25 protein-coding genes are annotated in these 26088 nt (G+C 69.9%); 13 read left to right on the forward strand and 12 right to left on the reverse strand.

Annotated features, from left to right (window positions below):
* Position 1: 1 nt before the first annotated feature.
* Positions 2-2410, reverse strand: coding sequence for a YgiQ family radical SAM protein (locus C7H73_RS10310; RefSeq protein ID WP_106846565.1), 2409 nt, complete (start codon positions 2408-2410; stop codon positions 2-4).
* Between the two features lie 108 nt (positions 2411-2518).
* On the opposite strand from C7H73_RS10310, the gene C7H73_RS10315 reads away from it, so the two are divergent.
* From C7H73_RS10315 to sufT, 8 genes are all read left to right on the forward strand, one after another.
* Positions 2519-3109 (forward strand): IMPACT family protein, encoded by a 591-nt coding sequence (locus C7H73_RS10315; RefSeq protein WP_106846566.1) that lies wholly within the window; start codon positions 2519-2521, stop codon positions 3107-3109.
* 112 nt (positions 3110-3221) lie between these two features.
* Positions 3222-4646, forward strand: coding sequence for a dihydrolipoyl dehydrogenase (locus tag C7H73_RS10320; protein ID WP_106846567.1), 1425 nt, complete (start codon positions 3222-3224; stop codon positions 4644-4646).
* A 131-nt stretch (positions 4647-4777) separates the two neighbouring features.
* Positions 4778-6250, forward strand: a complete 1473-nt coding sequence (gene sufB / locus C7H73_RS10325) for a Fe-S cluster assembly protein SufB (protein WP_106846568.1) — start codon at positions 4778-4780, stop codon at positions 6248-6250.
* 70 nt (positions 6251-6320) lie between these two features.
* The gene (sufC, locus tag C7H73_RS10330; protein WP_106846569.1) at positions 6321-7091 is read left to right on the forward strand and encodes a Fe-S cluster assembly ATPase SufC; all 771 of its coding nucleotides are present in this window, start codon (positions 6321-6323) and stop codon (positions 7089-7091) included.
* 4 nt (positions 7092-7095) lie between these two features.
* Positions 7096-8295, forward strand: coding sequence for a SufD family Fe-S cluster assembly protein (locus tag C7H73_RS10335; RefSeq protein WP_106846570.1), 1200 nt, complete (start codon positions 7096-7098; stop codon positions 8293-8295).
* A complete protein-coding gene (locus tag C7H73_RS10340) occupies positions 8288-9553 on the forward strand; it encodes an aminotransferase class V-fold PLP-dependent enzyme (RefSeq protein WP_106846571.1) in 1266 nt (421 codons plus the stop codon). The genes C7H73_RS10335 and C7H73_RS10340 overlap by 8 nt, the downstream gene beginning before the upstream one ends.
* The gene (gene sufU, locus C7H73_RS10345) at positions 9550-10020 is read left to right on the forward strand and encodes a Fe-S cluster assembly sulfur transfer protein SufU (protein WP_106846572.1); all 471 of its coding nucleotides are present in this window, start codon (positions 9550-9552) and stop codon (positions 10018-10020) included. The genes C7H73_RS10340 and sufU overlap by 4 nt, the downstream gene beginning before the upstream one ends.
* A complete protein-coding gene (gene sufT, locus C7H73_RS10350; RefSeq protein WP_106846573.1) occupies positions 10017-10571 on the forward strand; it encodes a putative Fe-S cluster assembly protein SufT in 555 nt (184 codons plus the stop codon). The genes sufU and sufT overlap by 4 nt, the downstream gene beginning before the upstream one ends.
* A 99-nt stretch (positions 10572-10670) precedes the next feature.
* Here the strand turns inward: sufT and C7H73_RS10355 are convergent, their stop codons facing one another.
* From C7H73_RS10355 to rlmB, 6 genes are all read right to left on the reverse strand, one after another.
* The gene (locus tag C7H73_RS10355) at positions 10671-10964 is read right to left on the reverse strand and encodes a DUF2249 domain-containing protein (RefSeq protein WP_106846574.1); all 294 of its coding nucleotides are present in this window, start codon (positions 10962-10964) and stop codon (positions 10671-10673) included.
* A gap of 60 nt (positions 10965-11024) precedes the next feature.
* The gene (locus tag C7H73_RS10360) at positions 11025-12236 is read right to left on the reverse strand and encodes an NnrS family protein (protein WP_227001320.1); all 1212 of its coding nucleotides are present in this window, start codon (positions 12234-12236) and stop codon (positions 11025-11027) included.
* 103 nt (positions 12237-12339) lie between these two features.
* On the reverse strand, positions 12340-12672 hold the full coding sequence (locus C7H73_RS10365) for an SMR family transporter (protein ID WP_106846575.1): 333 nt from the start codon (positions 12670-12672) through the stop codon (positions 12340-12342).
* Positions 12673-12787: 115 nt separating this feature from the next.
* Positions 12788-13633, reverse strand: coding sequence for a fumarylacetoacetate hydrolase family protein (locus tag C7H73_RS10370; RefSeq protein WP_106846576.1), 846 nt, complete (start codon positions 13631-13633; stop codon positions 12788-12790).
* A complete protein-coding gene (locus C7H73_RS10375) occupies positions 13630-14409 on the reverse strand; it encodes an SIR2 family NAD-dependent protein deacylase (RefSeq protein ID WP_106846577.1) in 780 nt (259 codons plus the stop codon). The genes C7H73_RS10370 and C7H73_RS10375 overlap by 4 nt, the downstream gene beginning before the upstream one ends.
* Positions 14406-15155, reverse strand: a complete 750-nt coding sequence (gene rlmB, locus C7H73_RS10380; RefSeq protein WP_106846578.1) for a 23S rRNA (guanosine(2251)-2'-O)-methyltransferase RlmB — start codon at positions 15153-15155, stop codon at positions 14406-14408. The genes C7H73_RS10375 and rlmB overlap by 4 nt, the downstream gene beginning before the upstream one ends.
* Positions 15156-15307: 152 nt before the next feature.
* Here rlmB and sstT point away from each other — a divergent pair, with 152 nt between their 5' ends.
* On the forward strand, positions 15308-16537 hold the full coding sequence (sstT, locus tag C7H73_RS10385) for a serine/threonine transporter SstT (RefSeq protein ID WP_106846579.1): 1230 nt from the start codon (positions 15308-15310) through the stop codon (positions 16535-16537).
* A gap of 88 nt (positions 16538-16625) precedes the next feature.
* Here the strand turns inward: sstT and C7H73_RS10390 are convergent, their stop codons facing one another.
* Positions 16626-17321, reverse strand: coding sequence for an ABC transporter ATP-binding protein (locus C7H73_RS10390; RefSeq protein WP_106846580.1), 696 nt, complete (start codon positions 17319-17321; stop codon positions 16626-16628).
* Between C7H73_RS10390 and C7H73_RS10395 the strand changes: the two genes are divergently transcribed.
* Positions 17320-18006, forward strand: coding sequence for an arylesterase (locus tag C7H73_RS10395; RefSeq protein ID WP_405124757.1), 687 nt, complete (start codon positions 17320-17322; stop codon positions 18004-18006). The two genes, C7H73_RS10390 and C7H73_RS10395, sit on opposite strands and share 2 nt — an antisense overlap.
* Here the strand turns inward: C7H73_RS10395 and C7H73_RS10400 are convergent.
* From C7H73_RS10400 to C7H73_RS10410, 3 genes are all read right to left on the reverse strand, one after another.
* Positions 18003-18803: a DUF2189 domain-containing protein gene (locus C7H73_RS10400; protein WP_106846582.1), complete on the reverse strand. Its 801-nt coding sequence runs from the start codon at positions 18801-18803 to the stop codon at positions 18003-18005. The genes C7H73_RS10395 and C7H73_RS10400 overlap by 4 nt on opposite strands.
* Positions 18804-18921: 118 nt before the next feature.
* Positions 18922-20169 carry a PLP-dependent transferase gene (locus tag C7H73_RS10405; protein WP_106846583.1) on the reverse strand — a complete coding sequence of 416 codons (1248 nt, stop codon included), beginning with the start codon at positions 20167-20169 and terminating at the stop codon, positions 18922-18924.
* A gap of 66 nt (positions 20170-20235) precedes the next feature.
* A complete protein-coding gene (locus tag C7H73_RS10410; protein ID WP_106846584.1) occupies positions 20236-20829 on the reverse strand; it encodes a BON domain-containing protein in 594 nt (197 codons plus the stop codon).
* 141 nt (positions 20830-20970) lie between these two features.
* On the opposite strand from C7H73_RS10410, the gene C7H73_RS10415 reads away from it, so the two are divergent.
* From C7H73_RS10415 to C7H73_RS10425, 3 genes are read left to right on the forward strand one after another with little or no spacing between them, the layout of a single operon-like run.
* Positions 20971-22662, forward strand: coding sequence for a SulP family inorganic anion transporter (locus C7H73_RS10415; protein ID WP_106846585.1), 1692 nt, complete (start codon positions 20971-20973; stop codon positions 22660-22662).
* Positions 22663-22699: 37 nt separating this feature from the next.
* On the forward strand, positions 22700-23473 hold the full coding sequence (locus C7H73_RS10420; protein ID WP_106846586.1) for a GGDEF domain-containing protein: 774 nt from the start codon (positions 22700-22702) through the stop codon (positions 23471-23473).
* Between the two features lie 9 nt (positions 23474-23482).
* Positions 23483-24337: a MinD/ParA family protein gene (locus C7H73_RS10425; protein ID WP_106847627.1), complete on the forward strand. Its 855-nt coding sequence runs from the start codon at positions 23483-23485 to the stop codon at positions 24335-24337.
* Positions 24338-24430: 93 nt separating this feature from the next.
* Here C7H73_RS10425 and C7H73_RS10430 read toward each other — a convergent pair whose 3' ends face one another.
* Entirely contained in the window at positions 24431-25984 is a 1554-nt protein-coding gene (locus C7H73_RS10430) for a methyl-accepting chemotaxis protein (protein ID WP_106846587.1), read from the reverse strand.
* Between the last annotated feature and the right edge of the window lie 104 nt (positions 25985-26088).

Raw genomic sequence — 26088 nt, forward strand, 5'->3', positions numbered from 1 at the left:
GTCAGCCGCGCCGCCTGGGAGCTGCTGGCACCCCTGCCGGCTTGCCTCCGGGGCGGCCGGCCTTTTGCATCACGCCGGCCCGCGGTGGCAAGCCGGTGTGCTGCGTCAGCACGCGCCCGCGCTCGGGCTGCGTCTGCGCCGGGGCCTGCACGGGCCTACCCTGCACGGGTGCAGCGACCGTGCTGTTCTTGCGCCGCGCAGACTGGTAGCCACCGTCCGTCACAGGCTGGAAGGTCGGAATCAGATGGTGCTTGCCATTGCCGATCAGGTCGGCGCGGCCCATGTGCTTCAAAGCCTCGCGCAGCAGCGGCCAGTTGTTCGGGTCGTGGTAGCGCAAAAAGGCCTTGTGCAGCCGCCGGCGGCGCTCGCCGCGCACGATGTCCACGCTCTCCTCGGCCTCGTCGCGCATGTGCCGGCGCACGCGTGTCAGCGTGTTGCGGCCCGAGTGGTACATGGCTGTGGCCGTGGCCATGGGGCTGGGGTAGAAGGCCTGCACCTGGTCGGCGCGAAAGCCGTTTTTCTTCAGCCAGATGGCCAGGTGCAGCATGTCCTCGTCGGTCGTGCCGGGGTGGGCGGCGATGAAGTATGGAATCAGGAACTGCTTCTTGCCCGCTTCTTCGCTGAACTTCTCGAACAGCTGCTTGAAACGGTCGTAGTTGCCGATGCCCGGCTTCATCATCTTGGACAGCGGCCCGGCCTCGGTGTGCTCGGGGGCGATCTTCAGATACCCGCCCACGTGGTGCTGCACCAGCTCCTTGACGTACTCGGGCGACTGCACGGCCAGGTCATAGCGCAGGCCGGAGCCGATCAAAATCTTCTTGATGCCCGGCAGGCTGCGTGCACGGCGGTAGATCTTGATGAGCGGATCGTGGTCGGTGTGCAGGTTCTGGCAGATGCCGGGGAAGACGCAGCTGGGCTTGCGGCATGCGGCCTCGACATCGGGGCTTTTGCAGCCCAGGCGATACATGTTGGCCGTGGGACCCCCGAGGTCGGAGATGGTGCCGGTGAAGCCCTTGACCTTGTCGCGGATGTCCTCGACCTCGGCAATGATGGAATCTTCCGAGCGGCTCTGGATGATGCGGCCCTCGTGCTCGGTGATCGAGCAGAAGGTGCAGCCGCCAAAGCAGCCGCGCATGATGTTGATGGACGCGCGGATCATCTCCCACGCCGGGATCTTGGTGGCGCCCTCAAAGCCGCCCTTCTCGTCGGCATAGCTGGGGTGCGGGTTGCGCGAATACGGCAGGCCGAAGACCCAGTCCATCTCCGCCGTGCTTAAGGGAATGGGCGGCGGGTTCAGCCACACGTCGCGGGCGGTGGAGCCCTCGCCATGCGCCTGCACCAGGGCACGGGCATTGCCGGGGTTGGTCTCCAGGTGCAGCACGCGGTTGGCGTGGGCGTAGAGCACCGGGTCAGCCTTGACCTGCTCGAAGCTGGGCAGGCGGATCACCGTGCGCTCGCGCGGCGGCTGGCCGGCCTTGCGGCGCAAGGAGGGGTTGGGCATGAACTGCACCACAGACTCTGAAGGTTTTTGACCTCCAGCGCTTGCCTGGCTTGCGCTGGCAGCTCCTGAATCAGTAGCATCCTCGCGCGAGCAGCTCTGGCCCTGGGCCGCGGCCTGCTCCGCCGTGGTCATGTAAGGGTTGAGGTGCGGCTCGACCACACCGGGCTCGTCCACGCTGGTCGAGTCCAGCTCGAACCAATCCTCAGGGCTGCTGCGGCGCACGAACGCCGTGCCGCGCACGTCGGTGATGCTCTCCACCGGCTCGCGCCGCGCCAGGCGGTGGGCCACCTCGACCAGCGCGCGCTCGGCGTTGCCGTACAACAGCAAATCGCACTTGGCGTCCACCACCATCGAGCGGCGCACCTTGTCACTCCAGTAGTCGTAGTGGGCGATGCGGCGCAAGGACCCTTCGATGCCGCCCAGCACGATGGGCACGTCCTTGAACGCCTCGCGGCAGCGCTGGCTATAGACGATGGCCGCACGGTCGGGCCGCTTGCCGCCCACGTCGCCGGGGGTGTAGGCGTCGTCACTGCGGATCTTGCGGTCCGCCGTGTAGCGGTTGATCATGGAATCCATGTTGCCCGCCGTCACGCCCCAGAACAGGTTGGGCTTGCCCAGCGCCTTGAAGGCCTCGGCGCTTTGCCAATCCGGCTGGGCGATGATGCCCACGCGAAAGCCCTGCGCCTCCAGCACCCGCCCGATGACCGCCATGCCGAAGCTCGGGTGGTCCACATAGGCGTCGCCCGTGACCAGCACCACGTCGCAGCTGTCCCAGCCCAGCTGCTCCATCTCGGCGCGGCTCATGGGCAGATAGGGCGCCGTGCCAAAGCGCTTGGCCCAGTACGGACGGTAGCTGGTCAGGGGCTTGGCGGCGCGCGGGAAGAAGGAAACGTCGGCAAAGGCGTTCATGCAGGGCTTTCAGACGGGGCCGGACATTCTAGGAGGGGCGCCTCATCCGCGCTGGCGCCCGGTTATAGGCGCAGCGACCCTTGCACGCGCGGGTAAGCTCGGCTGCCCATGTCCTACTCTCTCGGCGCCCCCGCCCACAACGAACTGGTCATCAAGAAAAGCCGTTTCATTGCCTGCGTGCAGCCCGTCGATGGCCGGCCGCAGGCGCAGGCCGTGGTGGACGCACTGCGCGCCGCACACCCCGGCGCGGCGCACGTCTGCTGGGCCCTGCTGGCGGGCGGACAGTCGGCCGCAGTGGACGACGGCGAGCCCAGCGGCACGGCCGGGCGGCCCATGCTGGAGGTGCTGCGCCACCAGCAGCTCGAAGGGGTGCTGGCGACCGTGGTGCGCTACTTCGGCGGCGTGAAGCTGGGCGCGGGCGGGCTGGTGCGCGCCTATACCGACAGCGTGGCCCAAGCCCTGCTGACGGCCGAGAAGGTGCCGCGCCAGCGCCTGATGCGCCTGTGCGCGAGCGTGCCCTACCCGCTCGAAGGCCTGCTGCGCCGCGAGATCGCCGCCGCCGGGGCGCAGCTGCTGCAGGCCCGGCACGCCGCGCAGGTCACCTTCACGCTGGCGCTGCCGGAGGACGCAGCGCCGGCCTTCAAAGCCCGAACCGATGAGCTGGCCAGCGGCCGCGTGGCGTGGCTGGCGGCGGACTGAAATGCGCAGGCCTGCGCGGTCGCACGCCCTGCAGCGAGCCGCCGTTGGCGTGCGGGCCTACAACAGCCAGGCTCGCCTGCGCCGACACTGGCCGCCCGACCCTTGAGCCGCCATGCACCCGACCCTCGACACCCTCATCATCGGCGCCGGCACGGCCGGCCTGGCCGCGCTGCGCGAGGTGCGCAAGCGCACCGACAACTTCCTCATCGTCAACGAAGGCCCCTGGGGCACGACCTGCGCGCGCGTGGGCTGCATGCCCTCGAAGATGCTGGTCGAAGCTGCCAACGCCCTGCACGCGCGCACCCGCTGGGAGGCTTTTGGCTTGCGCGACGGCCAGGATGCGCGCGCCGACCTGCCGGCGGTGCTGACGCGCCTGCGCACGCTGCGCGACGAGTTCGTCGCCGGCACCATTCGCGCCAGCGATGCGGGCGAGCGCTCAGTATCAGGCCGCGCGCGGCTGCTGGATGCGCAGCGCGTCGAGGTCAACGGCCGCACCTATAAAACCCGCAGCGTGATCGTCGCTACCGGCTCGCGCCCGGTGCTGCCGCCCGACTGGCTGGCCTTTGGCGAGCGCATCCTCACCTCCGACAACCTGTTCGAGCAGCCCACGCTGGGCCCGCGCATGGCCGTGATCGGCCTGGGCGCCATCGGCACCGAGCTGGCGCAGGCGCTGGCCCGCCTGGGCGTGGAGGTGGTGGCCTTCGTAACCCGCGAGCGGGTGGCGGGCCTGACCGACGAGTCGGTGAACGCAGCGCTGCTGGAGCAGCTCAAGGGCGAATTCGCCATCAGCGTGGGCGAGCGTGCGCAGCTGCGCGAGCTGGCCAGCGGCATCGAGGTGAGCAACGGCAGTACCACCGTGGTCGTGGACCAGGTCCTGGCCGCCATGGGCCGCACGCCCAATGTGGAATATCTGGGCCTGGACACGCTGGGCCCGGTGCTGGACAAGCACGGCCTGCCGCCGGTCGATCCCTGCACCTTGCAGGTGGGCGACACAGCCGTGTTCCTGGCTGGCGACGCGGACCGTGACCGCGCGCTGTTGCACGAAGCCGCCGACGAGGGCCACATGGCCGGCATCAACGCCATGCTGGCCGCCCAGGGCAAGACGCTGCGGCATTTTCGCCGGCGCGTGCCGCTGGCCATCACCTTCAGCGACCCACAGGCGGCCAGCGTCGGCATGCCCTGGGCCGAGGTGCGCAAGCAGAAGCCTCTGGTGGGCGAGGTCGATTACGGCGCTCAAGGCCGCGCCCGTGTGGCGCTGCGCAATGCCGGGCTGCTGCGCATCTACGCCGCGCCGGGCACCGGCCGGCTGCTGGGCGCGCAGCTGTGCGCCCCCTCGGGCGAGCATCTGGCGCAGCTGCTGGCGCTGGCGATCGACCGCGACCTGACCGTGCAGGACCTGCTGCGCATGCCCTTCTATCACCCGACATTGGAAGAGGGCTTGCGCACCGCGCTGCGGCAGATTGCGCGCCAGCTGGAATCCAGCAGTGATTCGGACCTCTCAGACTGCGAAAACCTGGGCGCCAGCGCGCTGGACTGACAGCGTCAAGCACAGCCGCTCGCCGCTGCTGCGCCATCTCCCTGCCGCAGGTACGGGCACCGGGGCGCGCTGGGCAGATTCTGGAAAGATGCATATGCTATGCATATTAAAAACCAGAACTCTCCCATGCGATGAACGCTGCGCCCGACCTCCACCGCCCCGCCGCCCCCGACCCGCTGGCGCAAGCCCTGCAGCGGCCGTACCTGCACGGCTTCGTCACTGATATCGAGTCGGACGCGCTGCCGCCCGGCCTGGACGAGGGCACCATCCGGGCGATTTCGCGCAAGAAGCGCGAGCCGCAGTTCCTGCTGGACTGGCGCCTGGCAGCCTTTCGGCGCTGGCAGGCGATGGAGTTGCCCGACTGGGCGCACCTGAAGATCGAGCCCATCAACTTCCAGGCCCTGTGCTACTACTCGGCGCCCAAGAGCCTGAAAAACGCCCCCAAGAGCCTGGACGAGGTGGACCCCAAGCTGCTGGAAACCTACGAAAAGCTGGGCGTGCCGATGCACGAGCGCGCGAAGCTGGCGGGCGTGGCGGTGGATGCGGTGTTCGACTCGGTCTCGGTCGGCACGACGTTTCGTGAGCAGCTGGCCGAGGTCGGCGTGATCTTCTGCTCGTTCTCGCACGCGGTGCAGCACCACCCCGAGCTGATCGAGCAATACCTGGGCACCGTGGTGCCGCAGGGCGACAACTTTTACGCCGCGCTGAACTCCGCCGTGTTCTCCGACGGCTCCTTCGTCTACATCCCCAAGGGCGTGAAGTGCCCCATGGAGCTGTCGTCGTACTTCCGCATCAACGCGCAGGGCACGGGCCAGTTCGAGCGTACGCTGATCATTGCCGAGGAAGGCGCTTCAGTCAGCTACCTGGAAGGCTGCACCGCCCCGCAGCGCGACGAGAACCAGCTGCACGCCGCCGTGGTCGAGCTGGTTGCGCATGACGACGCCTTCATCAAGTATTCGACGGTGCAGAACTGGTACCCCGGCGACGAGAACGGGCGCGGCGGCATCTACAACTTCGTGACCAAGCGCGGCCTGGCGGCCGGCAAGCGCTCGCGCATCGCCTGGACGCAGATCGAGACCGGCTCGGCCATCACCTGGAAGTACCCCAGCGTGGTGCTGCGCGGCGATGAATCCAATGGCGAATTCCACTCGATCGCCGTGTCCAACCACTTCCAGCAGGCGGACACCGGCACCAAGATGATCCATCTGGGCAGGAACACCACCAGCCGCATCGTCAGCAAGGGCATCAGCGCGGGGCACGCCCAGAACAGCTACCGCGGCCTGGTGCGCATCAACCCCGGCGCGGCCGGCGCGCGCAACCACACGCAGTGCGACTCGCTCCTGATCGGCCCCGACTGCGGCGCCCACACCTTCCCCTACGTGGAGACGGCGCGCGGCGACGCCGTGGTCGAGCACGAGGCGACGACCACGCGCATCTCCGAGGAGCGGCTGTTCTATTGCCAGCAGCGCGGCATCGACCCGCAGGACGCGACGGCGCTGATCGTCGGCGGCTTCTGCCAGGCCGTGCTGGAGGAGCTCCCCATGGAATTCGCACTGGAAGCCAAGGCGCTGCTGGCTGTGTCGCTCGAAGGCGCGGTGGGCTGATTACGAACAAAAAACGGCTCCAGCGCTTGCCAGGCAAGCGCCAGCAGCTATCAAATTTGAAGGAACCACGATGACCACAACCTTCCCCTTGCTCCAGGTGCGCGACCTGCGCGTGCAGATCGGCGAACGCACCGTCCTGCAATCCGTCTCGCTCGACGTGCAGCCCGGCAGCCTCACCGTGCTGATGGGCGCCAACGGCAGCGGCAAAAGCACGCTGGGCATGGCGCTGGCCGGCCACCCCAGCTACCACGTCGCGGGCGGCCAGGCGCTGCTGGCTGGGCAGGATTTGCTGCCCCTGGCCGCGCACGAGCGCGCCCGCGCCGGGCTGTTCGTGTCCTTCCAGTCGCCACCGGACATCCCCGGCGTGAAGAACAACCTGTTCATCCGCACGGCGCTGAACGCCCAGCGCGAGGCGCGCGGCGAGCAGCCGCTGGACGCCTTTGACTTCCTGGCCAGCGCCAAGCAGTCGGCCAAGGCCCTGGGCCTGCCCGACGCCATGCTGGCGCGGCCCGTGAACGAGGGCTTTTCCGGCGGCGAGCGCAAGAGGAATGAATTGCTGCAGCTGTCGCTGCTCAAGCCCCGCGTCGCGCTGCTCGACGAGATCGACTCCGGCCTGGACGTGGACGGCGTGCGCGCCGTGGTAGCGCTGGTCGCGCGCCTGCGCGCCGAGGGCACGGGTTTCGTCGTCGTCTCGCACTACCTGCAGATGATCGAGCAGCTGGAGCCGGACGCCGTGCTGCGCCTGGACCGGGGCCGAATCGCCGAGGCGGGCGACGTGGAGCTGGCGCGCGCCATCGCCCGCACCGGCTTTGCCCGCCAGCGCGAAACGGTGGAGGCCTGAAGGCATGAGCAATACCGCACAACAGGAGCAGCGCGCCGCCCGCGCGCAGCTGGACAGCCACGGCTGGATCAGCCGGCGCAGCGAAGCCTTTCGCCACCTGCCGCCGCCCGCCGCCGAGCAATGGCTGGCGGGCAGCGATAACGCGCCCCAGGGCGCCGGCTGGACCTGGGAGGCGCCCAACGACGCCGCGCAGGTGACGGCCCAGCGCCTGAACGCCCTGCACCCCGAAGAGCGCGCGCAGCTGCTGGCCGGTCTGCCCCATCCGGGCAGCGACGAGGCAGCGCCGTTTGCCTGGGCGCACCGCGCGCTGTGCACCGAAGGCCTGCGCGTATCCGTGCGGGCCGGCGATCCCGCCGCGCTGCACCTGCACCACCAAAGCCGCAGCGCGGCCGAGGCGCCGCTGCTGGTGCTGCACCTAGAGCCGGGCGCGCAATGCGTGCTGCTGGAGACGCACGACTTCGCGCCCCAGGCCGCGCAGAACCTGCAAACGCACATCCATCTCGCACCGGGCGCGCGCCTCACGCATTTGCGCGTGGCGGGTGCCGGCGCGCAGCAGCGCATCGCCCACCACCTGCATGCCACGCTGGCCGAAGGGGCGCGCTACGCCCAGGCCACGGTGGCGACTGCGGCGGGCTACCACCTGCAGCGCAGCACGCTCGCCCTGCAAGGCGCGGGTGCGCAGTCGCATGTGGCCCAACTGCTGCTGGCCGGCGGCCCGGCCCGCCAAGTGGACCAGCAGGCCTACACCCGCATGGACGCACCGCACACGGCCAGCACCGTGGAAACATTGGCCCTGGCGCAACACGGCGCGCACGCCGTGGCCAACGCCCACACGCGCATCGCCCCCGGCGCCGACGAAGCCAGCGTGCGCCAGCGCCTCACCGGCGTACCCCTGGCCGGCAACCCGCGCCTGGTGCTGCGCCCGCACCTGGAGATCCTGCACGACAACGTGCAAGCCGCCCACGGCGCCACCTGGGGCGCGCTGCCCGAGGACGCCCTGTTCTACGCCCGCCAGCGCGGCCTGGATGAGGCCAGCGCCCGCGCGCTGATCATCGAAGGCATGGCACGCGCGCTGCTCGGCCGTGCGCTGGAAGGCGACGCGGCCGGCAGCGACCTGCTTGCGCGCTGGCTGGACACGGGCTGGCTGGCGAGCACCATCGCCGCCCACCTGCAAGCTCCTGACGGGGAGGAACGCCATGGGTAAGCCCCACCCGCTGCTGCATGACTCGGCCCTGCCCTTGCAGGCCCTGGGTGCCGAGTTCCCGATACTGGCCCAGGCCATCAACGGCCAGCCGCTGGCCTACCTGGACAACGCCGCCACCACGCAGATGCCGCGCCAGGTGATGGCGGCCATGCGCGACTTCGAGGAGAAGGAGCGCGCCAACATTCACCGCGGCGTGCACACGCTGAGCCAGCGCGCCACCGACGCCTTCGAGGCCGCGCGCGCCACGCTCAAGGGCTTCATCGGCGCGGATAAAGCGCACGAGCTGGTCTTCACCAGCGGAACGACCGAGGCGCTGAACCTCGTCGCCCAGGGCCTGTGGGCCGGCGGGCCGGGCAAAGCCTGGCTGCGCCCGGGCGATCGCATCATCGCCAGCGGTCTGGAGCACCACGCCAACCTGGTGCCCTGGCAGCACGCCGCGCGCATGAGCGGGGCCGAACTGGTCATCCTGCGCCCCGACGCCGAGGGCCGCCTGCACCTGAAGGACCTGGAGGCGCTGCTGACGCCCGCCACCCGCGTCCTGGCCCTGACGGCCGGCGCCAACGCCACGGGCGAGCGCCCGCCATATGAGGCCCTGCTGGCGCTGGCTGCCCGCGCCGGCGCCCTCACGGTGCTGGACGCCGCGCAGGCCGCCAGCCACGCGGTGCCGCATCTCTCGCAGATCGAGTGCGACTTCATGGCTTTCTCGGGCCACAAGATGTACGGCCCCATGGGCATTGGCGCGCTGGCCGGCCGGCGGGCGGCGCTGGAGCGGCTCTACCCCCTGCGTCTGGGCGGGGACATGGTGGACTGGGTCAGCTACGAGGCCGCAGGCTTCGCACCGCTGCCCGCCCGCCTGGAGGGCGGCACGCCCCACGTGGCCGGTGCCGTCGGCATGGCGGCGGCCGCGCAATTCATCGACCAGACGGGCCGCGAAGCCATCGACGCGCACGTGCATGCCCTGCGCGCGCAGGCAGTGGCGGGCCTGTCGCAGATCGAGGGCATCACGGTGCTGGCGCCGCATGCCACGCAGTCGGCGCTGGTGTCCTTCGTGGCGGGCGGCGTGCATCCGCACGACATCGGCACGCTGCTGGACGAGCGCGGCATCGCCGTGCGCACCGGCCACCACTGCGCCCAGCCGCTGCTGGAGCACCTGGGCCTGGGGCCCACCACCCGCGCATCGTTTGCCCTGTACAACACCCCCGAAGAGGTGGACCGCATGGTCGCCGCCGTGGCCCGCGCCCTGGAGATGCTGCGATGAACCCTTCTTCTTCGTCTTTCGCCAGCGCCGAGAACGACCTGTACCAGGAGGTGGTGCTGGAGCACAAGCGCGCACCGCGCAACTACGGGCCCCTGCCCCACCCCACGCACCAGGCCGAGGGCACCAACCCGTCGTGCGGCGACCGCGTGGCGGTGCAGCTGCAACTGGCGGGCGAGCGGGTGGAGGACATCCGCTTCACCGGCCAGGGCTGCGCCATCTGCATGGCTTCGACCTCGATGATGACCGAGGCCGTCAAGGGGCGGGACATCGCTGCCGCGCAGGCGCTGCAACAGCACTTTCGCGCCGTGCTGACGGGCGAGGAGGAACCCGACGAGGCGCCGCTGGGCAAGCTGGTCAGCCTGGCCGGCGTGCGCCGCTACCCCAGCCGCATCAAGTGCGCGCTCTTGGGCTGGCACGCGCTGATGCACGCCATCGCCGAGCACCAGGACGGGGAGCAGCGCACATGACCTACCGCCGCCACCGCGAAGACGTGCTGGTGCGCCGCAGCGTGACCGTGGAGACCATTCCCAGCGGCATGCCCGTCGAGCTGGAGGCCGGGCAGCTGGCGCAGATCACACAGGCACTGGGCGGCTCGTTCACGCTGCTGGTCGAAGGCCAGTTGATGCGCCTGAAGGGCCAGGACGCGGACGCCATCGGCAAGGAGCCGCCCCAGGCGATTGCCGTGCCCGAAGACCTGCATATCGACGACCTGGAGCCGCTGGTCTGGCAGACGCTGGCCACCTGCTACGACCCGGAGATCCCCGTGAACATCGTGGACCTGGGGCTGGTTTATCGCCTGGCCTTCGAGCCGCTGCCCGAGGCCGACAAGCTGCGCGTGCTGGTGGACATGACGCTCACCGCCCCCGGCTGCGGCATGGGCGAGGCGATAGCCGACGAAGTCTGCGACAAGGTGCTGGCCCTGCCGCGCGTGGGCGAGATCACCGTGAACTTGGTGTTCGACCCGCCCTGGGACCGCTCGCGCATGTCGGAGGCCGCGCAGCTGGCGCTGGGGCTGTAGCGCGCCGCGCACCACCACCACCACCACCACGACAAGCACAACGCAAAACGCAAAACGGCGGGCATCAGGCCCGCCGTTTTGCGTGAGTGCATCAAGGCATCAGCCGCAGGCGCCGCCCGAGCAGCAGCCGCCGCCGGAGTCTGCCTGGCTGGCCACCTTGTCGATCTGCACGCGCCACAGCTGCGGGCCGGCCTGCAGGTAGTTCCACTGGAATTGGCCGGGCGAGCGCGCATCGAACTGGCGGTGCAGCGGCACGGGGTCATGGTCGTTGACGATGACCAGCGCCTGGCCGATCTCCAGATCGTCGAACTGGCCAAAAATCCTGGCGTGGCGCTCGTACGGGGGGATGGTGCGCACGTCGATTTCAAACGCGGGAGTGGTGGTGGTGCTCATGGGTCAGCCTTTCTGTGCTGGGGAACGAGAGGGTGAAGCGGGTTGGAGGAGCGCGGTGGCTCAGCCGTCCTTGCCGTCCAGGCGGGTGCGGGTCAGCCAGGGCGTGTAGATGAAGAGGTAGATGGCAAAGGCCAGCGCCCACAGGCAGGCGGCGGCGTGCAGCGCCCCGGCGTACCACTGCGGCTGCACGGCCGGCACCAGCACGCGCAGCACGGTGGCCAGCATCACGAAGGCATAGGCCGCCACCTCGCCGCGCGAGGCCTGGAGCGGCCGCCCGGTGTGGCCGCGCGCCGTGCGCGTGACCATGCCGACGATCAGCCCGCCGACCACGCCCACGGCCAGCGCGTGCACGGCCAGCGACTCGGGCAGCCAGCCGGCCTGGGCGGCGGCCAGCAGGGCAAAGCCCACGGGCATCCAGGCATACGAGGCGTGCAGGATCCACAGGATGGGTCGGCGCAGCGTGACCCAGGGCTTCCACAGCGCCAGGCGCACGGCGTGCAGGGCGGCCGCAGCCACGGCGCCCGCGGCCACCAGCAGCGTCGGCGCAGCGCAGACCCACAGCACCAGCGCCGCGGCGGTCACGGCCAGCAGCGCCAGTTCGAACTTGCGCGGCACATTGATGACCAGGCCCGGCGTCACATTCTTGGTGAACATGGGCAGCACGCGGCCGGTGATCACGGTGATCACCATCAGCACCAGCGCCAGCTCGGCGTGCAGCGGCGCCAGCACCGGCAGCTGTACCAGGCCCAGGGCCGACAGGTGGAACAGCCCGTTGGCCAGCGCCATCAGCACCAGCAGCGAGATGAGCGGGATGTTGCGCCTGTTCTTGGCCTGGATGAGCACCCGCAGCAGGCTCACCGCGACGGCGGGCAGCAGCAGCATGTCCAGCGCGGCGTACACCGGGTATGGCGCGACGAACGCTGCCAGGCGGGCCGCCAGCCACAGCAGGGCCAGCGCGCCCAGCGTGGCACCCCGCGGGGTGGGCAGGCCCGTCCAGGCCTTCACGGCCGTCAGCAGGAAGCCCACGATGACGGCCGCGGCAAAGCCGAACAGCATCTCGTGCGCGTGCCACAGCATGGGCGGGATGGCCAGGTTCAGCTGCAGGTGGCCCAAGAAGACCAGCACCCACAGCGGTACCGACACGCAGGCCAGTAGGGCCGAACCCAGGTAGAACGGCCGAAAGCCCAGCCGCAGCAGGGGCAGGCCCTGCAGTGCCGGCGCCGCCGGGGCGGGTGCAGAGGAGCGTTGGGGGAAAGGCAGAGGCTGGTTCACGGCAGAAAGGGGTGCTGGTGGGCGACCGAGAGAGCGAACAATAAATTCATTTTAAATGAATCTTAATGGATGCACGCTGCTCCGCTCAGGGTTTGCCAGGGTTTCAGTGGCTGGCGCTCTTGGAAAACAGCTGGATGACCAGCACGCCGGCGACGATCCGGCCCATGCCGGCCAGGGCGGCGGCGTCCAGCTTCTGGTCGTAGAGCGCCCAGCCCACCAGCGAAATCAGCACGATGCCCAGGCCTGACCAGATGGCGTACACCACGCCCGTAGACATGGAGTTCATGACGCGAGCCATGCAGTAGAACGCCAGGCTGTAGCCCAGCACCGTGAGCACGCTGGGCCCCAGGCGCGTGAAGCCGGCGGAGGACTTGAGGGCCGAGGTGGCGACGACTTCCGACGCGATGGAGATGCCGAGCAGGACGTAGGGGTGCATGGTTGAAATCTCTGGTCAGGGCGCCGTGGCAAGCGCCATTTGCTATTCAATCGATAGCTGCTGGCGCTTGACTGGCAAGCGTTAGCGCCGGCTTTCGCATGAATTCCTGCGCTCGTCAGCCCGCCACGCAGACCAGCCGCTGCTCGCCCAGCCCGCTGGCCCCCAGCCGCATCTCGTCGCCCACGCGCAAAAAGCGCGGCTGCGGCTTTTGCCCCAGGCCGACGCCGGCCGGCGTGCCGGTCAGCACCAGGTCGCCCGGCTCCAGGGTCATGAACCGGCTGATGTAGGCCAGCACGGCGGGCACGCCGAAGAGGAAGTCGCGCGTGCTGCCGCTTTGCATGCGCTGGCCGTTCACCTGCAGCCACAGGTCGATGGCGTGCGGATCGGCGATCTCATCCGCCGTGACGAGCCACGGGCCCACGGGCGCGAACGTGTCGGCGCTCTTGCCCTTGTCCCACTGGCCGCCGCGCTCCATCTGCCAGGCGCGCTCGGACACATCGTTGGCCAGCACGTAGCCGGCGAGATGCCCCAGCGCATCGCCCTCGCTCACGCCCTGCATGCGCGTGCCGATGACCAGTCCCAGCTCCACCTCCCAGTCCACCTTGTCCGCGCTCGGCGGGATGCGCACCGCGTCGTGCGGGCCGCACAGGCTGCTGGTGGCCTTCATGAACAGTACGGGCTCGGGCGGCGGTGCCAGGCCCGTCTCGCGTGCGTGGTCGGCGTAGTTCAGGCCCACGCAGACGATCTTGCCCACGCCGCCCACCGGGCAGCCCAGGCGCGTGCCGGGGGGCACGGCCGGCAGCCGCGTGGCGTCGATGGCAGCCAGCGCCGCCAGCGTGCGGGCGCCAAGCTGCGCCGGGCCGATGTCGGGCACCAGCATGGACACGTCACGCACGGTGCCGTGCGCGTCCACGATGCCGGCGCTCTCGGCGCCGGGCGCGCCATGGCGAACGAGTTTCATGCGGTCTCCTTCAGGTGGGTCGCCGCGCCCTGCCCTTCGGGCGCCAGCAGTTGGGGCAGCAGCTGCGCCGCCGTGCCGCGCAGCACGGCGTGGGCGGCGCTGTCCAGCTCGCTGGCGGCCGGGTTCAGCACGACCACGCGCGCGCCCGCCTGGCGCGCCAGGTGCGCCAGGCCCGCGGCCGGATAGACGGCGCCCGCCGTGCCCACGACCAGCATCAGCTCGGCCGCCTGCGCGGCCTGCTGGGCAGCGTCCAGCACCTCGGCGGGCAGGCTCTCGCCGAACCAGACCACACCCGGGCGCACCAGGTTGCCGCAGGCAGCGCAGCGCGGCGGGCTGCCAGGCGCGGCGGCGTGCAGCTGGCAGCAGGCGCGGGGCGCGTCCAGCCAGCGGTCAAGCATCAGGTCGCCGTGCAGGCACAAAACGCCGGCGCTGCCCGCGCGCTGGTGCAGCCCGTCCACGTTCTGGGTGATGAGGGTGAGCCGGCCCGGGTGCCGCCGGGCAAATGCAGCCAAGGCCCGGTGCCCGGCGTTGGGCTGCACGGCGGCCACGCCGGCGCGGCGGTGGGCGTACCAGTCCCAGACCCGCGCCGGCGCGGCGCGAAAGCCGCGCTCACTGGCCATGTCCTGCGGGTTGAACTGCGCCCAATGGCCGCTGGTGGCGTCGCGAAAGGTGGGCACGCCCGATTCGGCGCTCATGCCCGCACCCGTGAGCACGGCGATGCGCGTGGCCTGCGCGATCCAGGCCTGCACGGCCTGCTGCTCCTGGGGCGAGTTCATGCGCTGCGCTGGCGCACCGCCTCGTACAGGCACACGGCGCTGGCCACCGACACGTTCAGGCTTTCCACGGCGCCCTGCATGGGGATATGCACCAGCGCGTCGCAGGTCTTGGCAGTGAGCTGGCGCATGCCTGGCCCCTCGGCGCCCAGCACCAGGGCCACGGGGCCCTTCAGGTCGGCCTGGTACAGCGACTGGTCGGCGTCGCCGCTGGTGCCGATGACCCAGATGCCCCGCTCCTTGAGCTCGCCCAGCGTGCGCGCCAGGTTGGTGACCATGAAGTACGGCACCGTCTCGGCCGCGCCGCTGGCCACCTTGGCGACGGTGGCGTTCACGCCCACGGCGTGGTCCTTGGGCGCGATGACGGCGTGTGCGCCGGCGCCATCGGCCACGCGCAGGCAGGCGCCCAGGTTGTGCGGGTCGGTCACGCCGTCCAGCACCAGCAGCAGCGGCGCCGTGACGCCCCGGGCCTCCAGGTCGTCCAGCAGGTCGTCCAGCGAATGCGTCTGCTCGATGGCCTGCACGCGCGCGGCCACGCCCTGGTGGCCGTGGCTGCCCGAGAGCTTGGCCAGGCGCAGGCCGTCGGCCTCGATCAGGCGCGTGCCGGCCTCGCGGGCGCGCTCCAGAAACTGGCGCATGCGCGCGTCGCGCCGGGTGGGCTCGTAGTAGATCTCGATGATGGATTGCGGCGCGGTTTTCAGGCGCACACCCACGGCATGGAAGCCGAAGAGGACTTTGGGGGTGGACATGCGCCGGATTATCGGCGCGCGGCCGGCGGCCGGCGGCGGCTGCGCACCAGGGCGGGCCGTAAAATCGCGCGCTTTCCGGTTGACAGGCGCCCTGCCCGCATGCCTTGCGGCGCCAGCGGCCCGCGCCGCCCTTTCACCTTCCCCTTGCCGCCATGATCTTTTCCCCCCTGCTGCGCTGGGCCCGGCGCACCAGCCTTGTCGCGCAGATTGCGCTGGCCCTGGTGGCCGGCGTGGCGCTGGCCTTCTTGCTGCCCGGCGCCACGCCCTACGTGGCCTTTTTGGGCACCCTGTTCATCTCGGCGCTCAAGGCCGTGGCGCCGGTGCTGGTGCTGGTGCTGGTCATGGCCGCCATCAGCAACCACGTGCCGGGCGAGGCCACGGGCATCCGGCCCATCCTGGTGCTGTACGTGATCGGCACGCTGGCGGCGGCCGTGGTGGGCGTGGCTGCCAGCCTGTGGTGGCCCAGCACGCTGACGCTGATGGCCGCGCCGCAAACCGGCGCCGCCCCGCCCGGCGCGGTGGGCGAGGTGCTGCTGAACGTGGCCAAAAGCGCGGTGGACAACCCGGTCAACGCGCTGCTGCAGGCCAACTACATCGGCGTGCTGGCCTGGGCCGTGGGGCTGGGGCTGGCGCTGCGCCACGCCTCGGCGGGCACCCGCGCCGTGCTGCACGATGCGGCGCAGGCCGTCACGGCGGTGATCCAGGCGGTCATCCGCTGCGCTCCGCTGGGCATCCTGGGCCTGGTGGCCAGCACCTTTGCCGAGGCCGGCACGCAGGCGCTGCACGGCTATGCCCACCTGCTGGCGGTGCTGGTGGGCTGCATGCTGTTCGTGGCGCTGGTGGTGAACCCGCTGATCGTCTGGGCCTGCATCCGCCGCAACCCGTATCCGCTGGTCCTCACCTGCCTGCGCGAGAGCGGCGTGACGGCGTTCTTCACCCGCAGCTCGGCGGCCAACATACCCATCAACCTGGCGCTGGCGCAGCGCCTGGGCCTGAAAGAGGAAACCTACAGCATCAGCATCCCGCTGGGCGCCACCATCAACATGGCCGGCGCGGCCATCACCATCAGCGTGCTGTCGCTGGCGGCGGCGCACACGCTGGGCGTGCAGGTGGACGTCTTCACCGCGCTGCTGCTGTGCGTGGTGGCGTCGGTCTGCGCCTGCGGCGCTTCGGGCGTGGCGGGCGGCTCGCTGCTGCTCATTCCGCTGGCGTGCAGCCTGTTCGGCATCAGCAACGACGTGGCCATGCAGGTGGTGGGCGTGGGCTTCATCATCGGCATCGTGCAGGACTCGGCCGAGACGGCGCTGAATTCCTCCACCGACGTGCTGTTCACCGCCGCGGCCGGGTTCCGTGAAGTGCGCCAGGGCGGGGGCGCTATCTGATCGATAGCTGCTGCCGCTTGATGGGCGGCGGTTTCAGGTACAAAACCAACTGAAACCCGCACCAGGCAAGCGCTGGTAGCTATCAATTTCATTGTGCGGCGATGCGTCCGCCCTCGATGGTGATGCGCCGCCCGCAGCGCGCGGCGATCTCGCGGTCGTGGGTGACCAGCACCAGCGTCGTGCCCTGCTCGCGGTTCAGGGCGAACATCAGCTCCATCACCGCTGCGCCGGTGGCAAAGTCCAGGCTGCCCGTGGGCTCGTCGGCCAGCAGCACCTGGGGCTGCACCACGAAGGCCCGCGCCAGCGCCACGCGCTGCTGCTCGCCGCCGGACAGCACCTTCGGGTAATGCGACAGCCGCTCGCCCAGGCCCACGCGGGCCAGCATGTCGGTGGCGCGCCGGCGCGCATCGCGCGCGCCCGCCAGCTCCAGCGGCAGCATCACGTTCTCCAGCGCCGTCAGGTTGGCCAGCAGCTGAAAGCTCTGGAACACGAAGCCCATGCGGCGCGCGCGCAGCGCGGCGCGCTCGTCCTCGTTCAGCGCGAACAGGTCCTGCCCGGCCACGCGCACGGTGCCGGCCGTGGGCACGTCCAGCCCGGCGATGAGCGACAGCAGCGTGCTCTTGCCCGAGCCCGAGGCGCCGACGATGGCGATGGTCTCGCGCGCGGCCACGGAGAAATCGATGTCCCTCAGAATGTCGAGGGTGCCGGTGGAGTCGGTGACGCTCTTGTGCAGGTGCTGCACGGCAATCAGGGCGTCGGGCGGCGCGGCGTGGAGGTCAGGCATGGATGCAGGCAAAGGAGCGGATGTGGACGAACGGATGAACAGGCGATGGCTGGGCCGGCGTGACTGTATCGCGGCGCTGGGCGCGCTGGGCCTGGCGGCGGCTGCCCCATCGGCCCGTGCAGCCCGCGCGCCGGTCATCCTGGTGGTGGGCGATTCGCTCAGCGCCGAGTACGGGCTGGCGCGCGGCAGCGGCTGGGTGGAGCTGCTGCGCCAGCAGCTGGCGCAGGACAAGGTCGCCGCTACGGTGGTCAACGCCAGCATCAGCGGCGACACCACCTCCGGCGGCCGCGCCCGGCTGGCGGCGCTGCTCACAAGCCACCAGCCCACGCACGTCATCCTTGAGCTGGGCGGCAACGATGCGCTGCGCGGCCTGCCGCTCAAGAACACCCAGGACAACCTGGCCTGGATGACCCAGCAGGCGCAGGACGCCGGCGCCCGCGTGCTGCTGCTGGGCATGCAGGTGCCGCCCAACTACGGCGGCGACTACGGCCGGCGCTTTGCGCAGATCTTTCAGGACGTGGCGCGCGAGAAGAAGGCGGCGCTGGTGCCGTTCTTCCTGCAGGGCGTGGCCGACGGGCCCGACGCCGCGCGCCTGTTCCAGGCCGACCGCATCCACCCCACCGCCCAGGCCCAGCCGATGATGCTGGCCAACGTGATGCCCGCGCTGAAGAAGCTGCTGCGCTAGGTGCAGGCGGCGGGCGCCGGGGCCAGCGCGCTGCGGTAGGCGTGCCAGGTGGCGTGCCCCAGCAGCGGCCCCACCAGCAGCAGCCCCGCGCCCCAGGCCAGCAGCGACAGGCCCACCAGCAGCGTGATGAGCGCGCCCCACAGCAGCAGGGTGGCGGGGTTGTCCAGCACCACGCGCATGCTGGTCAGCGCAGCGGTGAAGGCGTCGGTGTCGCGGTCCAGGATCAGCGGAATGGCCACCACCGTGAAGCAAAACACCAGGCCCGCAAACAGGCCGCCCACCGCCGCGTAGGCCAGCACGAACTGCCAGTTGTGCGGGTTGAACACGGCCTGCACCACGCCGGTGGTGGACGGCATGCCGGTGTTGAAGAACACCGCGAAGACCACCAGCGAAGCGCGGCCCCACAGCAGCTCCAGCACGATGAGGGCCAGCACCAGCATGGCCATGCTGGAGACGTGCCGGTCCCAGCACGTCAGCGACTCGCCCAGGCTGGGGGGCAAGCCGGCCTCGCGCCGTCGGCTGGTCTCGTACAGGCCCATAGCCAGAAAGGGGCCCACCAGCAGGCAGCCGCTGGCCAGGGACATGGTGTATTCGGGCCGCGCGCGAAACACCCAGCCCAGCAGCAGCGCCATGCCCCAGAAGCACAGGCCGTAGAACAGGCCCACGCCGGGCGCGGCCGCCAGGTCGCGCGCGCCACGCGCCAGCCAGGTGAAGGGCTGGCCGAGTTGCAGCGGCTGCAACACCAAAGGCGCCGGTTGCGGGGCGGCAGTGCCAGGGTTCGCGGTCGAATCCGTCATGGGGCGTGGCCCGGGGCAGGGGCGGCAGTCGTGGTGAATGCCCCACCTTAAGCGCCGCCCGGTGGCGGCAGCATCAAGGAAAGCCCGCACCCGCCTGTAGCGGGCGGCGGGGAGCGCCTCAGCCGAAAGCGCGCGCCAGCGCCTGCGCCAGGTCGGCGCGCAGGTCCTGCACATCCTCCAGCCCGACGCAAAAGCGCACCACCGTGCCGGCCGCCAGCTGCGGCGTGGCGCACCGGCGCATGGCCGCCAGCTCGTAGGGCACGACCAGGCTCATCGGCCCGCCCCAGCTGTAGCCCAGGCGAAACAGCTGCAGCGCGTCGCAAAACGCGTCGACCTGCGCCTGCCCGTATTGCGCACCGATCACCACGCTGAACAGGCCGGCCGCCCCGCCCTGCCCGCCGAAGGCAGCGCCGCACAGCGCCTGCCAGTGGTCATGGCCGGGCGAGCCGGGCAGCGCCGGGTGCAGCACCTGGGCGATGGCCGGCTGCCCGGCCAGCCAGCGGGCCAGTTCGCGCGCGGCCTCGTCATGCGCGCGGTAGCGCAGGGCGATGCTGGGCAGCGCGCGCAGCACGGCCTCAGCGTCGTTGGCGCCCACCCCCAGCCCCAGGCGCATATGCGTCAGCTTGAGTTTCAGGTGCAGCGCCTGGTCGCGCGTGGTGATGCTGCCCATCAGCACATCGCCACCGCCGCTGGGGTATTTGGTCAGGGCGTGTACGGAGACATCCACGCCCAGCGAGCCGTCGCCCAGCAGATCGAAAGGCGCAAAAGCCAGGCCAGCGCCCCAGGTGTTGTCCAGCGCGCAGGTCACCCCGCGCTCGCGGCAAATGCGCACCTGGGCCGGCAGGTCGGGGAATTCCATGGTCACGGAGCCCGCCGCCTCCAGCCACACCAGCCGGGTGCGGTCGGTGATCTTGGCAGCCAGGTCCTGCGGGTCCAGCGGGTCGAAGACCCGGTGGGTGACGCCGTAGTGCGCCAGCTCCACCTCGGCCAGCGCCTTGTTGGGGCTGTAGGCGTTGTCGGGCAGCAGCACCTCGTCGCCCGCGCGCAGCAGGGCCAGGGCGACGGTGGAAATCGCTGCCAGGCCGCTGGGCGCCAGCAGGCACTGCAGGCCACCTTCGAGCGTGGCGATGCGCTCTTCCAGCTGGTAGGTGGTAGGAGTGCCGTGCAGGCCGTAGGTGTAGCTGGTCTTGTCCTTCCACTCGCGCGCGCGCATGGCGGCGACGTTGGGAAAGAGCACTGTGGAGGCCTTGTGTACCGCCGGCTGCAGCGCGGCAAAGCCCGCAGGCGGCGTGTATTCGTGGTGCACGAGCCGCGTGGGCAGCAAGAGGGGGACTTCGGGGGGTGCGTGGATGGGAGTCTGGCTCATCCGCACATGGTAGCGGCCGGGCCTTCACAGCAGGCCCGGCCGCCGGGTTCAAGGCGCCTCAGGCCTTCAGGCGCCCGGGTTGATGGTCAGGTTGTTGACCACGCGCGTCACCCCTTCCACGCCCTGGGCAATCTGCGTGGCCCGCTCCTTGGCCACGGCGTTTTTGACCGGGCCGCTCAAGGTGACCACATGGTCCTTGGTGTCCACATCGATACGGATGGCGCTCAGCTCCGAATCCTTGGCCAGGCCGGCGTTGACGCGGGCGGTGATGCCGGCGTCTTCAACCGCAGCCTTGGCGTTGGCCGTCACCTCGCGCGTATCGGCCTTGGTCTGCTCGCTGGTTGCGTGCATCTTCTCGCGCGCTTCCTGCGTCATCTCCTCGGTCTTGACGCGGGCGTCATGGGCCGCCGCTTCCGTCTTTGCGCGTGCTTCCTGCGCTGCATCCTGCATATCGACCTTGGCGTTGTGCGCGGCAGCCTCGGTCTTGACCTTGGCGTCCTGCGCCGTGGCTTCGGTCTTGGCAATGGCGGAATCGAGCTTCTGTCCGGCCGTGCGATCGTCGTTCTTGTCGCACGCGGCCAGGCCCAGAGCCAGGGCAACGGCGGCGGCCAGGGTGGCAGTGCGCAGCAGCGGGGTATTTTTGGTGTGGCTGGTGTTCATGAAGGTTCTCCTTCCGGTGGACATGCCGGCTACTGTAGAAACGCCGCCGCGCGCAAGCGGGTCGGAGATGGCCGAATCACCGGTAGGACAAGTGCGGCACGCCTCGCGCCGGGCCGGCGGCGGCGCCACAATCCCCTCTCCATGCACCTTCCCGCCCTGCAACGCTGGCTGCCTTTTCTGGCCTGGCCCCGCCCCACGGCCGAGCTGCTGCGTGGCGAATTCTGGGCGGGCTTGACCGTGGGGCTGATGCTGGTGCCTCAGGGCGTGGCCTATGCCCACCTGGCCGGCATGCCGCTGGTCACCGGCATTTACGCCTCGCTGGTGCCGGCGCTCATCGCCGTGCTGTGGAGCTCGTCCACCCGCCTGGGCGTGGGCCCCACGGCGCTGACCAGCTTGCTGATCGGCGCCTCGCTCACCGGCCTGGCGGAGCCCGGCAGCGCCCACTGGGTGCAGCTGGCGGTGTGGATGGCGCTGCTGTCGGGCCTGCTGCAGCTGAGCCTGGGCGTGATGCGTTTTGGCTGGCTGCTCAACCTGGTCACCTCGCCGGTGCTGGGCAGCTTCACGCAGGCGGCGGCGCTCTTGATCCTGGCCTCGCAGCTGCCCGCCCTGCTGGGCCTGCGCACTACCTGGCACGCCCTGCTGCAGGCGCCCTCGCTGCACCACTTCGACCTGCGCGCCATGGCCTTTGGGCTGGGCAGCCTGGTCCTTTTGATGCTGGCGCGGCGCTGGCGCTCGGGCTTTCCCGCGGCCATGGTGGTCATCGCCTTGGCGGCCCTGGCCAGCTGGGCCATGGGCTTTGCCGATGCCGACGGCGCCGTGGTGGGCCACGTGCCTGCGGGCCTGCCGTCGCTGTACCTGCCCGGCTGGCTGCCCTGGGAGGAGTTCAGCTCGCTCACGCTGCCGGTGCTGGTCATCACGCTGGTGAGCTTCCTGGAAACGGCCTCCAGCGCCAAGGTGGACCATGCGCGCGGCGGCACCCGCTGGAACAAGAACCAGGACCTGATCGCCCACGGCATGGCCAAGATGAGCTCGGGCCTGTGCGGCGCCTTTGCCACCAGCGCCTCGTTCTCGCGCTCGGCCATTAATCTGTATGCCGGTGCCAAAAGCGGCTGGGCGACGCTGTTCGCCCTGCTGCTGGTGCTGGCCACGCTGCTGTGGCTCACCCCCGCGCTCTACCACGTGCCGCAGGCGGTGCTCGCCGCCGTGGTCGTGACGGCCGTCACCGGGCTCATCCAGCCGATCGGCATGCTGCGCCTGTGGCCGGTGTCGCGGGTGGAGACCACCATCGGATTGACCACCTTCGTGCTGACCCTGGCCAGCGCCCCGCGCCTGTACTGGGGCGTGCTGGCGGGGCTGGTCATGAACCTGTCGCACTTCCTGTACCTGCGCCTGCACCCGCGCATCATCGAAGTCGGCCTGCACCCGGACGGCAGCCTGCGCGATCGCCACCTGTGGCAACTGGCCCCGCTGGCGCCGCAGGTGCTGGCCCTGCGCATGGACGCGGAACTGGACTTTGCCTCTGCCGCCGCGCTGGAGCAGCGCGTGGCCGACGAGCTGGCCGCCCGGCCCGAGCTGCGCGAGCTGGCCCTGTTCGCGCTGTCCATCAACCGCATCGACGTGACTGGCGTGGAAGCCTTCATGCGCCTGCGCGCGCTGATGCAAAGCCGCGGCGGCGCGCTGCACGTGGCCGGGCTGAAACTGCCCGTGCAGCGCACGCTGGAGCGTGCCGGCGTGCTGCGAGAGGGCCCTGAACTGCGCGCCTGGCGCACTGACGCCGAAGCCATCGCGGCGTTGCAAGCGAGCGACACCCGGGAGCCCGCAGTGGCAAGCTAGCGCTGCTAAACTGCAGCCAGATTATTTGTTTCTTTTTGTGTCCACTTCCGCGTCCCTTGCCTCGGTCAATCTGAAGGACCTGCAGCTATCCACGGCCCATGCGCTGGTGGCGCAGTCGCTGGGCGGAGACGCGGCGCTGCGCGGGCGCGTGCCGCGCGAATACCTGCAGGCGCTGATCGACGGGCTGTGCGATCTGTCGCTGAAAGACCCACTCACTGGCCTGCCCAACCGCCGCTTCATCCGCGCCGTGCTCGACAGCGAGATCGACCGCGTGGCCCGCTCGGGCGAGGCGGCGCTGCTGCTGATGCTGGACATCGACCACTTCAAGCAGGTCAACGACCGCCACGGCCACGGCGCGGGCGACGTGGTGCTGCAGGTCGTCGCCCAGACGCTGCAGACCTGCCTGCGGCCCATGGACACTGTGGCGCGCTACGGCGGCGAAGAGTTCGCCATCGTCCTGCCCGCCTGCCAGTTCGGTTTCGGCCGCGTGGTGGCTGAGCGCGTGCGCCGCGCTGTCGAGGCCACGCCGATCGCCATTTCGCCCAGCCTCACCGTCCACGTCACGGTAAGCATCGGCGGCGCCTTCGCGCTGCAGTGGATCCGCAGCACCGTGCCCCTGTGGGCCGAGCGCGCCGACGCCGAGCTGTACAAGGCCAAGGCCGGCGGGCGCAACCGCATCAGCATCGAAGAGCAGCCCGACAGCACCGTGACGGCCGAAGAGAAAAGCATGCTGTTCGGCCCCCTATACACTCCATCGGGCTGGGGCGAGCTGCCCCCGCCGCTCGACCCGCCTGCATACAGCGCCTACTGAAAGACGATGATGAACGACGCGCTGTCGCCCCCCTCTTCCGCCCCCGCCACCCCGCCCGCCGCCCTGGCGCCCCTGCCCGGGCCGCTGGCCGCACGCATCATTGCCGTGACCAGCGGCAAGGGCGGCGTGGGCAAGACCTTCGTGTCGGCCAACCTGGCCGCCGCCCTGACGCGGCGCGGTTACCGCGTGCTGGTGCTGGATGCCGACCTGGGGCTGGCCAACCTGGACGTGGTGCTGAACCTGCACCCCAAGGTCACGCTGCACGACGTGTTCACCGGCAAGGCCCAGCTGGACGACGCCGTGATCGAGGCCCCCGGCGGCTTTTCCGTGGTGCTGGCCGGCTCGGGCATGGTGGAGTATTCGCGCCTGACGCCGGCCGTGCGCAGCGAGTTCCTGAACGTCATCCAGACCCTGGCGCCGCGCTTTGACGTGGTGCTGCTGGACACCGGCGCCGGTATCTCCGACGTGGTGCTGTTTTCCGTCTCGCTAGCCTCGGAGGTGCTGATCGTGGCCACGCCGGAACCGACCTCGCTGACCGACGCCTACGCCGCCATCAAGGTGCTGGCCACGCAGCAAAAGCGCCAGCAGGTGCGCCTGGTGGTCAACCAGGCCGCGCGCCCGGGCGACGGCCGCGCCATCACCAGCCAGCTGCAGCAGGTGCTGGACCGCTTCGTCACCACCGACTCCGGCCGGCCCATGCGCCTGGTGCACATGGGCGACATCCCGGCCGACATGTCGGTGCGCGACGCCGTCATGCGCCGCCAGCTGCTGATGCTGCACATGCCCGGCTGCCCCGCGGCGCTGGCCATCGCCCAGCTGGCCAGCAAGGTGGACACGACGCTGCTGGCGCCCAAGGGCGCCTGAGCCGTCTAGCTCCTAAAAAGATAGCTGCCAGCGCTTGCTGCATAAGCGCTGGAGCCACTTTTCATATCAATTTTTCCTGGTGATCAGAAGGGGTTACGCCAGCCGCAGCGTGCGGCTGTCGCCGCCGGCCACGCGGAAGCGGTCCACCGTGCCAGCCAACACTTGGGCCTGCTGGCTCAGCGACTGGGCGGCAGCGTAGGCCTCTTCCACCAATGCGGCGTTTTGCTGCGTACCCTGATCCATCTGGGCCACGGCCTGGTTGATCTGGGCGATGCCAGCGCTTTGCTGGGCACTGGCCGCGCTGATCTCGGCCATCATGGCAGTCACGCGCTGCACGCCCTCAACGATCTCATCCATGGTGGTGCCGGCATGCCGCACCAGCGCCGTGCCCTCGCCCACCTTGGCCACCGAGTCGTCGATCAGGGCCTTGATTTCCTTGGCCGCACCGGCGCTGCGCTGCGCCAGGGTGCGCACCTCGGCCGCCACCACGGCAAAGCCACGGCCCTGCTCGCCGGCGCGCGCGGCCTCCACTGCTGCATTCAGGGCCAGGATGTTGGTCTGGAAAGCAATAGAGTCGATCACGCCAATGATGTCCACGATCTTGCGTGACGAGACATCAATGCCGCCCATGGTCTCCACCACCTGCTGCACAACAGTGCCTCCGCGTTGGGCGACCCGCGAGGCCGCCTGGCCCAACTCGTTGGCGCGGCGGGCATTCTCGGCGTTTTGCTGCACCGTGGAGGTCAGCTGTTCCATCGACGCCGCCGTCTCCTGCAAGGCACTTGCCTGCGCTTCGGTGCGCGAGGACAGGTCGCTGTTGCCCGCGGCGATCTCGGCCGAAGCCGTGGTGATGGAGTTGGTGCTGTCACGCACTTGGCCGACCAGCAAGGCCAAACTGTCGCGCATCACGCGCACAGCGTGCAGCAGGCTGGCCTGGTCGCCGGGCCGGGTCTGCACATCGATGGTGAGGTTGCCCCCGGCGATTTGGTGCACCACTTCGGCCGTGTATTGCGGCTCACCGCCCAGCTGGCGCGTGAGGGTGCGCAGCATGCCCCAGGCCAGCGCGCACACGGCCAGCAGCAGCGCACCGCTGATGGACAACAGCACGGCCGTGTTGCGCCAGAAGGCGCTCTCGATGTCGTCCACGTAGTCGCCGTAGCCAATGATCCAGTCCCACGGCTCGAACTTGATAATGGCGTAAAGCTTGTCCACCTCTTGCTTCACGCCGGGGCGCGTCCCCTTGGCCATTACGGTGCCGATGGTTGTGCCCTGCAGCGCGGCGCGGTAGCGCTCGCCGGCGGCGCGGCCCACGTTGGCGTCCACGATGCCCACACGCTTGGGGTTGGGGTGCACCTGGTTCACATCATCGCTGTAGCCGCGCACGAAGAAATACTTATCGTCCTTGTGGAAGCTGGCTATGGCCGCCTTGGCCTGCTTGAGCGCGTCCTCGCGCGACAGCTCACCGGCCTTCTCGCGGTCATGGGCCTTCTGCGCGGCCGCATGGGCCAACAGCACCAGGTTGGACAGTTCTGTAGTGCGCTCCTTCAGCATGGTCTGGCGGAGCGTGGTTACCGCCACCAGGGACAGCACTACCAAGCCTAGCAAGGTAGTGCCGCACAGCAGCAGGATTCGGGTACGGAGCTTCATGGGTTTTCTTGAGCGGAATCGAGCGAAATCGGGAAATCCATTATGTACCGAACTGTAAAAATGTGTTCGCCATACAAAATTTCCACACCCTTTAGCCAACCATC

Source organism: Pulveribacter suum, assembly GCF_003013695.1.
GTDB classification, from domain to species: Bacteria; Pseudomonadota; Gammaproteobacteria; order Burkholderiales; family Burkholderiaceae_C; genus Melaminivora; species Melaminivora suum.